Here is a 15,125-nt window from a genome sequence, read left to right on the forward strand (position 1 = left end):
TCATCGCCCGGCTGCGGAAGCTGCTGTGGAAGCACGACGACACCGGCGGCGAGCCCGACGACCTCGAGCTCGACACGGCGACCGACGACGAGATGTTCGCGGCGATCGACCGAGAACTCGGAATCTCTTGACGTGACCGGACAACAGGAGCCGACGCAGATGCGCAACGAGGACAAGCTCCGTGACTACCTCAAGCGGGTCACGGCCGATCTGAAGCTGGCCAACCGGCGCCTGCACGACGTCACCGAGCGCCGCGCCGAGCCGATCGCCGTGGTGTCGATGAGCTGCCGCTTCCCGGGCGGGGTCGCCACCCCCGAACAGCTCTGGGACCTCCTGGCCGACGGCCGGGACGCCGTTTCGCCGTGGCCCGCCGACCGGGGCTGGGACCCGGACCTCTACGACCCCGACCCCGAGCGCGTCGGCCGCAGCTACGTCCGCGACGGCTGCTTCCTGACCGACGCCGCCCAGTTCGATCCCGCCTTCTTCGGCATCTCGCCGCGCGAAGCCACCGCGATGGACCCGCAGCAGCGGCTCCTGCTGGAGACCACCTGGGAGGCCTTCGAACGGGCCAACCTCGACGCGGCGGCCCTGCGCGGCAGCAAGACCGGCGTGTTCGTCGGCGCCAGCAACCAGGGCTACGCCGGCGGCATGGTCACCGCGCCCGAGGGGCTGGAGGGGTTGCTGCTCACCGGCGGCTCGGCCGCCGTGTTGTCCGGCCGGCTCGCCTACACCTTCGGGCTGGAAGGCCCGGCCGTCACCGTCGACACGATGTGCTCGTCGTCGCTGGTCGCCCTGCACCTGGCGGTCACCGCGCTGCGGGGCGACGAGTGCTCGATGGCGCTGGCCTGCGGCGCGACCGTGATGGCCAACCCGCGCAACTTCATCGAGTTCAGCCGCCAGCGCGGCCTGTCCGCCGACGGCCGGTGCCGGGCCTTCTCGGCCGACGCCGACGGCACGGGCTGGGGCGAAGGCGTCGGCGTCGTGCTGCTGGAACGGCTGTCCGACGCGCGCAAGCACGGCCACCCGGTGCTCGCGGTCATCCGCGGCACGGCGATCAACCAGGACGGCGCGTCGAACGGCCTGACCGCCCCCAACGGCCTCTCCCAGCAGCGCGTGATCGAGGCGGCGCTGGCCAACGCGCGGCTGGCCCCCGAGCAGGTCGACGTCGTCGAGGCGCACGGCACCGGCACCAAGCTGGGCGACCCGATCGAAGCGCAGGCCCTGCAGGCGACCTACGGCCGCGACCGCTCGCGGCCGCTGCTGCTCGGGACGGTGAAGTCGAACATCGGCCACACCCAGGCGGCCTCCGGGCTCGCCGGGGTGATCAAGATGATCCTCGCCCTGCGCGAAGGCGTCCTGCCGAAGACGTTGTTCGTCGGCGAGCCGACCCCGCACGTCGACTGGACCGCGGGCGCGGTCTCCCTGTTGACCGAACAGCAGGAGTGGCCCGAGACGGGTGCGCCGCGCCGAGCGGGCGTATCCTCGTTCGGCGGTAGTGGCACCAACGCGCACGTCGTGCTGGAGGGCGTCACCGAGGAACCCGCCGACGTCGAAGAATCCACAGTGGACACCGCGGTGTGGGTACTGTCCGGACGTTCCGAAGCCGCGCTGAAGGCCCGTGCCGCGGAACTGGCGTCGCTGCCGGACGCGAACATCGCCGACGTCGGCTGGTCCCTGGCCCACACGCGCTCGGCGTTCGAACACCGTGCCGCCGTGGTCGGCCGGGACCTGCCCGCGCTGCTCGCGGGCGTCCGCGAGATCGCCGAATCCGGTACGGCCGCGGGCATCGGCGGCGAGGCCCAAGCCGTCGGCGGCACGGTCCTGGTCTTTCCCGGCCAAGGTGCCCAGTGGGCCGGCATGGCCGTGGACCTGCTCGGCGAATCGCCGGTGTTCGCCGCCCGGATGGCCGAATGCGAGGCCGCTCTCGGATCCTTTGTGGACTGGAAGCTGACCGACGTCCTCGGCGACGCGGCGGCCCTGGAGCGGGTCGACGTCGTCCAGCCGGTTTCGTGGGCGGTCATGGTGTCGCTCGCCGCGCTGTGGGCGGCGCACGGCGTCACGCCGGACGCCGTCGTCGGGCACTCCCAAGGCGAGATCGCGGCCGCCGTCGTGGCCGGCGCGCTGTCGCTGGCCGACGGCGCCAAGGTCGTCGCGCTGCGCAGCAAGCTGATCGCCGGCCGGCTCGCGGGCCTGGGTGCGATGGCGTCGATCGCGGCACCGGAAACGCGGGTCGACGCGCTGCTCGCCGACGGGGTGTCCATCGCGGCCGTCAACGGGCCCGCGTCCGTGGTGATCTCCGGCGAGGTCGCCGCCGTCGAAGAAGTCCTGGCCCGCGCCGAAGCCGAAGGCCTGCGCGTACGCCGGATCCCGGTCGACTACGCGTCGCACTCCGCCGTGGTCGAGGTCCTCGAAGCCGAACTGCTCGAAGCCCTGGCGGACGTCGAGCCCCTTCCGCCGCAGGTCACGTTCGTCTCCAGCGTCACCGGTGAGACCGCGTCGAGCCTCGACGCCGCTTACTGGTACCGGAACCTGCGGCACCGCGTCCGCTTCCAGGACGCCACCAAGACCCTCATCGCCGAAGGGCACCGGTTCTTCGTCGAGTCCAGCCCGCACCCGGTGCTGGGCGGCGGCATCCAGGAGACCCTCGACGACGTGCTCGACCCCGGCGCGGCGGCCGTCGTCGGCACCCTGCGTCGCGGTGAAGGCGGCCTGACGCGGTTCCTGACGTCGGTGGCGCAGCTCTGGACGCAGGGCCACGACGTCGACTGGTCGGCCGTCCACCCACAGGGCCATCCGGTCGCTTTGCCGACATATCCCTTCCAGCGGCAGCGCTACTGGCTCGAGATGCCGGTCGAAGCCGCCGCGGCAGACGACGGGTTCTGGACCGCCGTCGAGGACGGTGCCCTCACCGACGAGCTGGGCGTCACCGCGGAAACGCCCTGGCAGGAGGTGCTGCCCGCGCTGACGGACTGGCGTCACCGCCGCACCGAGCTGTCCACTGTGGACCAATGGCGGTACCGGATCACCTGGCACCCGGTCGCCGAACCGGCGCCCGCGTTGACCGGCACCTGGCTGGTCGTGCATGCGCCCGACGTCTGCCTCGACGCCCTGGAGAAGGCCGGCGCGGTCGTCCGCACCCTGCGCGTCGACGAGTCCGACGACCGTGCGTCGCTGGCCGAGCGGCTGCGGGACGAGCCCGATGTCGCGGGCGTGCTCTCGCTGCTCGCACTGGACGAGCGTGAGCACGCGACGCACCCGGTGCTGTCCGAGGGACTGGCCGCGAACCTCCTGCTCTCCCAAGCCCTCGGCGACGCCGGGATCTCCGCACCGCTCTGGCTGGCGACGCAGGGGACGGCCGCCGTCGTGCCCGGCGACGAACTGCCGCACCCGGGCCAGGCCACGACCTGGGGCCTCGGCCGGGTGCTCGCCCTCGAGCACCCCGACCGCTGGGGCGGGCTGGTCGACCTGCCGGAGACCCTCGACGAGCAGGCCGCGACCCGGCTCTGCGCCGTCCTCACCGGAATCGGCGACGAAGACCAGCTGGCCGTCCGCAAGTCCGGGGTCTACCAGCGTCGCCTGCGTCGCGCGCCGGTCGAAGGCACCGCCCCCGAGTGGCGGACGAGCGGGACCGCGCTGATCACGGGCGGCACCGGCGGGCTCGGCGCGCACGTCGCCCGCTGGCTCGCCGGCCGCGGGGCCGAACACCTGGTGCTCACCAGCCGCCGCGGACCGGACGCTCCGGGCGCCACCGAGCTGCGAGAAGAACTCGAGGCGCTGGGCGTCGAGGTGACTATCGCCGCCTGCGACGTCGCCGACCGGACGGCGCTGTCTTCGCTGGTCAGTGACTTGCCGGAGATCCGTGCGGTGATCCACACCGCCGGCGTCGGCCTCCTGGCGCCGCTGGCCGACACGACGTTGCCCGAGTTCGAGGAGGGCGCCCGCGCCAAGCTCGCCGGCGCCCGCAATCTCGACACCCTCTTCGGCGAGGCCGACCTCGACGCGTTCGTGCTCTACTCCTCGGTCGCCGGCGTGTGGGGCAGTGGCGACCACGGCGCGTACGCCGCCGCGAACGCCTTCGTCGACGCCCTCGCCGAGAGCCGCCGCGCCCGCGGGCTCGCCGGAACCTCGGTCGCCTGGGGCATCTGGGCCGGCGACGGCATGGTCTCCGACGTCGTCGCCGACCAGCTCAAGTGGCGCGGGATCCCGTTCATGGCCCCGGAACCCGCGCTGCTCGGCCTCGGCCAGGTCCTCGACCACGACGAGCCGTTCCTCGCCGTCGCCGACATCGACTGGGAACGGTTCGTCCCGGTCTTCACGGCCGCCCGCCCGCGGCCGCTGCTGTCCGAAGTGCCCGAGGTCGCGGCCGTGCTGGCCGCCGCCTCCGAAGTCACCGAGGAGGAGACGGGCGCGGCGGGTGCGTTGCGCGCCAAGCTTTCCGCACTGTCCGAACCGGACCAAGAGCGCGAACTGCTGGGGCTGGTCCGCAAGCACGCGGCCACCGTCCTCGGGTACAGTGGACCGGAGGACGTCGACGCGTCCCGGGCGTTCCGCGAGCTGGGCTTCGACTCGCTGACCGCCATCGAGCTGCGTAACCGGCTTACCGCCGCCACCGGCCTCAAGCTGTCCGCGACGCTGGTCTTCGACTACCCGAACGCGACGACCCTCGCCCGGCACGTCCGCACCGAAGTCCTCGGCGCCTCCGCCCCCGAAGTGGTCGCGTCGGCGGTCGCGACCGACGAGCCCTTGGCCATCGTCGGCATGAGCTGCCGGTTCGCCGGCGGCGTCGGCAGTCCGCAGCAGCTGTGGGAGCTGATGCTGGCCGAAGCCGACGCGATCGGCGAGTTCCCCGGCGATCGCGGCTGGCACCCCGGCTCGCTCTACGACCCGGATCCCGACCGCGCCGGCCACAGCTACACCCGCGCGGGCGGCTTCCTCTACGACGCGGCCGAGTTCGACCCGGGCTTCTTCGGCATCAGCCCGCGCGAAGCCCTCGCGATGGACCCGCAGCAGCGCGTCGTCATGGAAGCCGCGTGGGAGGCCTTCGAAGACGCCGGGCTCGGCCAGGCCGCCGTCCGCGGCAGCCGCACCGGCGTGTTCGTCGGCGCCAGCGGCCACGACTACGGCTCCCGGCTGCAGAAAGTCCCCGAAGGCGTCGAAGGGCACCTGGTCACCGGCGGCACCGGCAGTGTCACCTCCGGCCGCGTCGCCTACACCTTCGGGCTCGAAGGCCCGGCGGTCACGATCGACACCGGCTGCTCGTCGTCGCTGGTCGCCCTGCACCTGGCCGGCCAGGCGCTGCGGTCGGGGGAGTGCGACCTCGCGCTGGCCGGCGGGGTCGCGGTGATGTCGACCCCGGCGCCGTTCGTCGCGTTCAGCCGCCAGCGCGCGCTGGCCGCGGACGGCCGCAGCAAGCCGTTCTCCGCCGACGCCGACGGCATGGGCCTGGCCGAGGGCGTCGGCATGCTGCTCGTCGAGCGGCTGTCCGACGCCCGGCGCAAGGGACACCGCGTGCTGGCCGTCGTCCGCGGCACCGCCACCAACCAGGACGGCGCGTCCAACGGCCTCACCGCCCCGAACGGCCCGTCGCAGCAACGCGTGATCCTTTCGGCGCTGGCCGCGGCCGGGCTCGAACCGTCCGATGTGGACGCCGTCGAGGCGCACGGCACGGGCACCACCCTCGGCGACCCGATCGAGGCGCAGGCGCTGCAGGCGACCTACGGCCGCGACCGTTCCCGGCCGCTGTGGCTCGGCTCGGTCAAGTCGAACATCGGGCACAGCCAGGCCGCCGCGGGTGCGGCCGGGGTCATCAAGATGGTCCTCGCCATGCGCCATGGCCTCTTGCCGCGGTCACTGCACTCGGAACGTCCGTCGCCGCACGTCGACTGGTCCGCCGGGGCCCTTGAACTGCTCACCTCGGCGACGCCGTGGCCGGACAAGCCGGGACCGCGCCGCGTGGGCGTCTCCTCGTTCGGCGTCGGTGGCACCAACGCGCACGTCGTCCTCGAACACGACCCCGCTCCCGAACCCGTCCTCGATCGTGCGCCGGTCGCGGGCCCGGTGCCGTGGCTGCTCTCGGCCCGTTCGGCAGCCGGTGTGCCCGCCCAGGCGGGGAAGCTGGCGGCGTTCGCGGCGGAAGCGGACATCGCCGACGTCGGCTGGTCCCTCGCTTCGACGCGGACCGCGTTCGAACACCGGGCCGTCGTGCTCGGCGAGGATCGTGCGGAACTGCTGACCGGCCTGCGTGCCCTCACCGCCGGAACGCCGAGCGCGTCGGTGGTCACGGGCGTCGCGGGTCCCGCTGAGCGGACGGTGTTCGTGTTCCCCGGCCAGGGGGCGCAGTGGGCCGCGATGGCCGTGGAGCTGCTGGACTCGTCGCCGGTGTTCGCCGAGCGGTTCGCGGAGTGCGCGGCGGCGCTGGAGTCCGTTGTCGACTGGTCGCCTTTCGACGCCCTGCGCGAGTCGGCGCTGGACCGCGTCGACGTCGTGCAGCCCCTGTCGTGGGCGGTGATGGTTTCGCTGGCCGCGTTGTGGCAGGCGCACGGGGTCACGCCCGATGCCGTGGTGGGTCACTCCCAGGGCGAGATCGCCGCCGCCGTCGTCGCGGGCGGACTGTCTCTTGCCGACGGTGCCCGGGTGGTCGCGTTGCGCAGCAAGGCGATCGCCGCCGGCCTGGCCGGCCAGGGCGGGATGGCTTCGATCGCGCTCGACGCCGAGCACGTCGAGAAGCTGGTCGCGGAATGGGCCGGTCAGATCTCGGTCGCGGCGTTCAACAGCCCGTCGTCCACCGTCGTGTGCGGGGAACCCGGCGCGCTGGACGAGCTGCTCGCCCAGTGCCAGGCCGACGGTGTCCGGTCCCGGTTGATCCCGGTGGACTACGCCTCGCACTCTGCGCGCGTGGAGGCGATCGAGGGCGAACTGCGGGACGTGCTCGCCGCGGTCGAACCACGCACGGGCGAAATTCCGTTCTACTCGACGGTGTCGGCCGAGCCGATCGACACCGCGACCCTGGACGCCGGCTACTGGTACCGCAACCTGCGTCAGCCGGTGTTGTTCGCGCAGACCATCGAGGCCCTTGGGCACGCGGTGTTCGTGGAGGTCAGCCCGCACCCGGTCGTCTCGGCCGCGATCGCCGAAGTCGTCCCCGGCGCGACCGCCGTCGGCACGCTCCGCCGGGGCGATGGCGGTTTGGCGCGGTTCCGCACGTCCCTGGCCGAACTGCACGTCCGCGGCGTCGACGTCGACTGGGCGCCGGTGTTCCCGGGCGCCCGCCCGATCCCGCTGCCGACCTACGCCTTCCAGCACCAGCGGTACTGGCTGGACGCTCGCGGTCACCGGCCGGCGTCGTCCACAGTGGACGACTGGCGGTACCGGGTCGAGTGGATCCCCCTTTCCGTCGCGTCCGGGACGGTCGTCGCCAACTGGCTGGTCGTGGCCCCGGCCGGATCTGACGCACAGGACCTCGCCGACGGGCTCGGCGGGCGCCTGCTGGCGCTGCCGTCCGATGTGGACCGCGCGCGGTGTGCCGAGCTGCTTCGCGAAGCGGGTCCGTGCGAAGGCGTGCTGTCACTCCTGGCCGGTCTCGAACCGAACCTGACGCTGCTGCACGCCCTCGGCGACGCCGGGATCGACGCACCGCTCTGGTGCGCCACGAGCGGCGCGGTCAGCACCGGCGCGGCCGACCCGATCCGCGCTACCGATCAGGCGCTGACCTGGGGCTTCGGCCGGATCGCGGCCATGGAGTACCCGCAGCGCTTCGGCGGCCTCGTCGACCTCCCGGCCGACCTCGACGCCCGCGCCGTCGCCCGTCTCGCGGCCGTACTCGGTTCTCCCGAGGAGGATCAGGTCGCCGTCCGCGCTTCCGGGGTCTTCGGCCGCCGGTTCGTCCGCGCGGAGCCGGCCGGCAGCGAACAGCCGTGGCACGTCTCCGGAACCGTGCTGCTCACCGGCGGCACCGGCGGCATCGGCGCGCACCTGGCCCGGTGGCTGGCCCGGGCGGGCGCCGAGCGGCTGGTGCTGACCAGCCGGCGCGGCCAGGACGTCCCCGAGCTGACCGCGGAACTCGCCGACCTCGGCACCGAGCTGACCGTCGCGACCTGCGACGTCGCCGACCGCGCTCAGCTGGCCGAACTCCTCGACGGGCTGCCGGACCTGACCGCGGTGGTGCACGCCGCCGCCGTGCTCGACGACGGCGTCATCGACAGCCTCACCCCGGAACGGATCGCGCGCGTGCTGCGGCCCAAGGCCGAAGCCGCGCGGCACCTGCACGAGCTGACCGTGGACCGCGAGCTGACGGCGTTCGTCCTGTTCTCCTCGCTGGCGGGCACGCTCGGCGGCCCGGGCCAGGCGAGCTACGCGGCGGCCAACACCTACCTCGACGCGCTCGCCCGCGAGCGTCGTGCGGCGGGCTTGCCGGCGACGTCGGTCGCGTGGGGCGCGTGGCGGGGTGGCCGCGGGGAGGGCCTGGCCGAGCAGGGCCTGCCGGCGATGGACCCGGAGCAGGCGCTCCTCGCGCTGCAGCAGGCGTTGACCGGGGACGAGACCGTGCTGGCCGTCGCCGACATCCGCTGGGACCGCTACCGCAAGACTCTCACCCAGGGCCGGCCGAGCGCCGCGCTGCTGGGCATCTCCGAAGGAGAGGCGCCGGAAGCCGTCGAAACCGGCTGGGCCCGGCGCCTGACCGGGCTCGACGTCGCCGGGCAGCACCGCCTCGTCCTGGAGCTGATCCAGGCCCAGGCCGCGGTGGCGCTCGGCTACCCGACACCCGAGTCGATCGAGCCGGATCGCGCCTTCCGCGACCTCGGCTTCGACTCGCTCACCGCCGTCGACCTGCGCAACCGGCTGGGCGAGGCCACCGGCCTGCGGCTGCCCGTCACGCTGGTGTTCGACCACCCGACCGCCGGCGCGCTCGCCGAGCACGTCCGGCGCGAACTGGCGGGGGACACCGCGACCGAAACCGTGGCTCCGGCGGTCGTGCACACCGACGAGCCGATCGCGATCGTTGCGATGTCGTGCCGCTACCCGGGCGGCGTCGCCGATCCCGACGACCTCTGGCGGCTCGTCGCCGAGGGCGTCGACGCGGTCGGCGAGTTCCCGGCCGACCGCGGCTGGGACCTCGACCGGCGCTACGATCCGGACCCGGACAAGCCGGGCACGTTCTACACCCGCGGCGGCGGATTCCTGCACGACGCGGCGGACTTCGACCCGGCGTTCTTCGGCATCGCGCCGCGCGAGGCCCCCGCGATCGACCCGCAGCAGCGGCTGCTGCTGGAGACGTCGTGGGAGGCCGTCGAGCGCGCCGGCATCGACCCTTCGGTGTTGCGCGGCAGCCGGACCGGCGTGTTCGTCGGCTCCAACTACCACGACTACGGCGGCCGGCTGCGGCACGCGCCCGGCGAGTTCGAGGGGCACCTGGCGACCGGCAGCGCGGGCAGCGTCGCGTCCGGCCGGATCGCCTACACCTTCGGCCTGGAAGGCCCGGCCGTCACGGTCGACACGGCGTGCTCGTCGTCGCTGGTGGCACTGCACTGGGCGGTCAAGGCCCTGCGGTCCGGCGAGTGCGACCTCGCGCTGGCCGGCGGTGTCACGGTGATCTCGTCGGTCGACACGTTCGTCGAGTTCAGCAGGCAGCGCGCGCTGTCGCCGGACGGCCGGTGCCGGGCGTTCTCGGCGGACGCCGACGGCGCGGGCTGGGCCGAGGGCGTCGGCATGGTGCTCGTGGAACGGCTGTCCGACGCCCAGCGGCGCGGGCACCCGGTGCTCGCCGTGGTACGGGGCTCCGCGGTCAACCAGGACGGCGCATCCAACGGCATGACCGCGCCGAGCGGACCCGCGCAGCAGCGCGTCATCCGCGCCGCGCTGGCCGACGCCGCACTGACACCGTCCGAAGTGGACGCCGTCGAGGCGCACGGCACGGGCACCACCCTGGGTGACCCGATCGAGGCCCAGGCGCTCATCGCGACCTACGGCCAGGACCGCGACCGTCCACTGTGGCTCGGCTCGGTGAAGTCCAACATCGGGCACACCCAGGCCGCGTCCGGCATCGCCGGCGTCATCAAGATGGTGCAGGCGCTGCGGCACGGCGTCCTGCCGCGCACGCTCCACGCCGAGACGCCGTCACCGCACATCGACTGGTCCTCAGGGCGGGTGCGGCTGCTGTCCGAGCCGGTCGAGTGGGCGGCGAACGGCCACCCGCGCCGGGCGGCGGTGTCGTCGTTCGGGGTCAGCGGCACAAACGTGCACACGATCCTCGAAGAGGCCCCGCCCTCGGCTGAGCCGGTGGAAGCCGCCACGTCGCAACGGTTCACGGCCTGGCCAGTGTCGGCCCGGTCCGAAGCCGCGTTGCGCGGCCAAGCGCGGCGATTGCTGGCGTTCACCGAGTCCGAAGTGGACGCTGCCGCCGTCGCCCGCTCCCTGGCCGCCCGCACGAAGTTCGCGCACCGCGCGGTGATCGTCGGCGAAACCCTCGGCGAACTGCGTGACGGATTGGCCGCGGACCGGCTCAGTGTGCGCACCGCGCGCACCGGCCGGACGGCGTTCCTGTTCACCGGCCAGGGCTCGCAGCGGCTCGGGATGGGCCGCGAGCTGTACGAGCGGTTCCCGGTCTTCGCCGACGCCTTCGACGCGGTGTGCGCGCACTTCGACGTCCCGCTGCGCGACGTCGTGTTCGGTGACGACGCGGCCCGGCTCGACCGCACGGGCTTCACCCAGCCCGCGCTGTTCGCCCTCGAAGTGGCGTTGTTCCGGCTCCTGGAATCGTGGAACGTCCACGCGGACTTCCTCGCCGGCCACTCGGTCGGCGAGCTGGCCGCCGCTCACGTCGCCGGGGTGTTTTCCCTGGCCGACGCGGCGAAACTGGTCGCCGCGCGCGGCCGGCTGATGGAAGCGCTGCCTTCGGACGGGGCCATGGTGGCGATCGCCGCCACCGAGGACGAGGTTCTCCCGCTGCTCGACGAGCGTGGGTCGCTGGCCGCGGTGAACGGGCCGGAGGCGCTCGTGGTCTCGGGCGAAACCGACGCCGTGCTGGCCGTGCGCGAGCACTTCGCCGCGCTGGGCCGCAAGACCAAGCGCCTCGACGTCTCGCACGCGTTCCACTCGCCGCTCATGGAGCCGATGCTCGTCGAGTTCGCCGCGGTCGCCGACGGGCTGACCTACCGGCAGCCGCGGATCCCGGTCGTGGCGTCCGGCGACGTCGCGACGCCGGAGTACTGGGTGCGGCACGTGCGGGAGACCGTCCGGTTCGCCGACGGCGTCCGCGAGCTGGTCGCCGGCGGCGTCACCCGGTTCGTCGAACTGGGGCCGGACGCGGTGCTCGCCGCGCTCGTCCCGGACTGTGCCGGCTCGGCGGAACCGAGCGTGGGATCGTTGCTGCGCAAGGGACACGACGAGGAGCGGTCGGTGCTGACCGCGCTCGCCGGGCTGCACACCGCGGGCGGCGACGTCGACTGGGCCGCCGTGCACGGCCGTGGCCGGCACGTCGAACTGCCGACTTACGCGTTCCAGCGCGAGCGGTACTGGCTGGACGCCCCGGCCGCGCCCGGCGACGTCACCGGTGCCGGCCTCAGCGAACCGGGCCACCCGCTGCTGGGCGCGTCGGTCGCGCTGGCCGGCTCCGACGGCGCGCTGTTCACCAGCCTGCTCTCGGCGACCGGCCACCCGTTGCTGGCGCAGCACGTCGTGCTCGGCAGTGTGCTGTTGCCGGGGACGGCGTTCATGGAACTGGCCGTGCACGCGGCGGACAAGGTCGGCTGCGAACGCGTCGAAGAGCTGACCCTCGCGGCGCCGCTCGTGCTGCCGGAGACCGGCGGCGTCCGGCTGCAGGTCGCGGTCGGCGGGCCGGACCGGTTCGGCGGCCGCTCGATCGACATCTACTCCCGCGCCGACGGCGCCATGGAGGACGAGCCGTGGACCACGCACGCGAGCGGCACCCTCGCCGCGGCACCCGTGCCCGCCGCCGGTGACCTCACCGGGGCGTGGCCGCCGGCCGGCGCCGAGCCGATCGACCTCGACGGGCTCTACGACCGTATCGCCGAGAACGGGTTCGACTACGGGCCCGCGTTCCGGGGACTGCGCCGGGCGTGGCGCGTCGGCGAGGAGATCTTCGCCGAGGTGGGCCTGCCCGAGCCGGAGGTTTCCGAAGCCGGCCGCTTCGGCCTGCACCCGGCGCTGCTGGACGCCGCCCTGCACACGGTCGCGCTGCGCGACGAAAGCCGCGCGGTCCTGCCGTTCGCGTGGGCGGGGGTGACCCTGCACGCCGGCGGCGCGTCGGCGTTGCGGGTGCGCGTCACCGGGCAGGGCGACGACACGGTCGCGCTGGCGGTGGCCGACCAGGACGGGCTGCCGGTGGCCACCGTCGGCTCGCTGACGCTGCGGCCGGTTTCGGCCGAGCAGCTCGACGTCGCGCGGTCGGCGTACCACGAGTCGCTGTTCCGGGTGGGCTGGGTGATGGCCCCGATCACGCCGGTCAGCCACTCGGCGGCCGAACGCTGGGCCGTCGTCGGGTTGGACGTCGGGGTCCGCGTCACCAAGGCTTTGGGGACCGCGGGCGTCCCGGTCGAGTCCTACCCGGACTTCGACGCGCTCGAAGCGGCCGTGGTGGCGGGTGCCCCGGTGCCCGAGGTGGTCGTGGTGACCAGCGGGCCGCACGACGACGAGGACGTCACGCGCGCGGTCCGGACCGCCACCCACGGCGCGCTGGACCAGGTGCAGGAGTGGCTGGCGAGCGCCTTGTTCGCCGGCTCGCGGCTGGTGTTCGTGACGAAGGGCGCGATCGCGACCCGGGTCGGCGAAGGCATCACGGACCTCGCGACGGCCGCCGTCGTCGGCCTGGTCCGCTCGGCCCAGTCGGAGAACCCGGGCCGGTTCGTGCTGGTCGACCTCGACGACCGCGAAGTGTCGTACGCGGCGTTGCCGTCGGCCGTGGCCTGCGGCGAGCCGCACGTGGCGGTCCGGATCGGCGCGATCCAGGTGCCGCGCCTCGCCCGCGTCCCGGCGACGAGCCCGGCGCCGGTCGCGGCGTGGGACCCGGAAGGCACGGTGCTGATCACCGGCGCGACGGGGACGCTCGGCACGTTGGTCGCCCGGCACTTGGTAACCGCCCGCGGCGCCCGGCGGCTGGTGCTGACGAGCCGCCGCGGCCCGGCCGCGGAAGGCGCTGCCGAGCTGGTCGCGGAGCTGACGGCGTGGGGCGCGGACGTCACGATGGCCGCGTGCGACGTCGCCGATCGCGATTCCCTGGCGGCGTTGCTGGCGGCGATCCCGGCCGAGCACCCGCTGACGGCGGTGGTGCACACGGCAGGCGTGCTCGACGACGGCGTGGTGTCGGCGTTGACGACCAGGCAGCTGGACACGGCGCTGCGCCCCAAGGTCGACGCGGCGTGGCACCTGCACGAGCTGACGGCGGGGATGAACCTGGCCGGGTTCGTGGTGTTCTCGTCCCTGGCGGGCACGTTCGGCGGCACGGGCCAGGCGAACTACGCGGCGGCGAACGCGTTCCTGGACGCGCTGGCGCACGTCCGCCGGGCGCAGGGCTTGCCCGCGTTGTCCCTGGCGTGGGGGCTGTGGGCCGAGCGCAGCGGGATGACGGGCAAGCTGGGGGAGGCGGACCTGTCCCGCCTGGCCCGAGGCGGCGTCGAGCCGATGCCGTCGGACGAGGGCCTGGACTTGTTCGACGTGGCGTGCGCGCTGGACGAAGCGGTGTTGCTGCCGGTCCGCCTGGTGGTGGAGGCGATGCGCGACCGGGTGGGCGAGGACGCGATCCCGGTGATCCTGCGCAGCTTGATCCGCACGCCGGTCCGCCGGGCGGTCCGCGCGGCGGTGGCCGACCCGGTGGACAGCTTGACCCACCGGTTGGCGGGGATGTCCGAGGCCGAGCGAGACGGAGCACTGCTGGACCTGGTCCGCACGCAGGCGGCAACGGTCCTGGGCTACGCGGGCCCGGACGCGATCGAGCCGGACCGAGGGTTCCTCGAGCTGGGCTTCGACTCGTTGAGCGCGGTGGAGTTGCGGAATCTCCTGGGAGCGGCAACGGGGTTGAAGCTCCCGGCGACGTTGCTGTTCGACTACCCGTCGACAACGGTGCTGGTGGAGTACTTGCGAGCGGAGCTGATCCCGGACGTCCCGGCGGCGATCCTGCCGGCGTTGGCGGAGCTGGACCGGGTGGAGTTCGCCTTGCCGGAGCTGCTGGCGGATTCCCAGGCCCGGGCGACGTTGGGGTCGAGGTTGCAAGAGCTGCTGTCCCGGGTGAACGGCGCGTCGGCGGGGGTGACGGCGGTGGCGGAGAAACTGGAGTCGGCAACGGACGACGAGATGTTCGCGCTGATCGACGAACTGGACCTCGACTGAGGTGACGCTCCCCAACCGGACGGCACGACCGGACCCCCCAGCCGGAACTCGTGCCGTCCGGGGCGGCGCTCTGCCGGCTGGCTGGTGCCGGCTCCGCTGCCCGAGTCCGCCCGGCCGACCGGCCGGGGCCCCGCCCTCCCGCGCAGGGCTCCGGCAAAGTCGCCCGCCTCGACCGCCCCGGCGCCGGACGACGGGTGTTGGTGCCCCGGCCAAACGTCTTGAATGAGTCATTCAGGACCTCGCACGCCCTGAATGACTCATTCAAGACAACCGGCGGCGAGGCCGCCGACCCGCGCCCAGCGGAATTTCCCAGGCCCGTCCTTGCCGGGACCCCGCCCGGCGGGCCGCCCCGCGCCCCACAGACCAGACCCCACCCATCCCTGGCAGGGTCCCGGCAGAGTCGGATCGGTGTGGTCGGTCTGGCGGCCGGTGACGTCATGAAAGGGTCGTTTACCTCGGCGGATGTGATGAACGAGTCGTTGATGACCGTCGAAGCTCGGCATTCTGTCGAAGCGTCTCTTCGGTCAGGCGTTCCGTGGGCGGTGGTGCTGGGCGGAGTATCGCCTCGGCCGACTTTGCTGGGGCCTTGGCGTCAGGTGACTTGAATGGGTCATGGCGTGTGGGGCGGGGCTTGGGGATGTGCATTCGGGTCGCGTGAGGTGGGGCGGGGGCAGCTGTCCTGTCAAAGCGCCTTCCGGCACCCCGAAGCTGTCATGGTGACTACGGCCGGCAACACCGCGTCAAGGCGGGAAAGATGCCTTGACCCGGCGCTGCCGGCCGTGTTC

General features: G+C 73.6%; 1 protein-coding gene. It reads left to right on the top strand.

Annotation, left to right across the window (positions count from 1 at the left end; genetic code table 11):
* Window positions 1-132: 132 nt before the first annotated feature.
* Complete coding sequence (locus tag ACERZO_RS23105) at window positions 133-14,340, top strand: type I polyketide synthase (protein WP_372666809.1); 14,208 nt, start codon at window positions 133-135, stop codon at window positions 14,338-14,340.
* The last annotated feature ends 785 nt before the right edge of the window (window positions 14,341-15,125 follow it).

This window comes from Amycolatopsis kentuckyensis (assembly GCF_041679295.1).
Lineage (GTDB): Bacteria > Actinomycetota > Actinomycetes > Mycobacteriales > Pseudonocardiaceae > Amycolatopsis > Amycolatopsis kentuckyensis_A.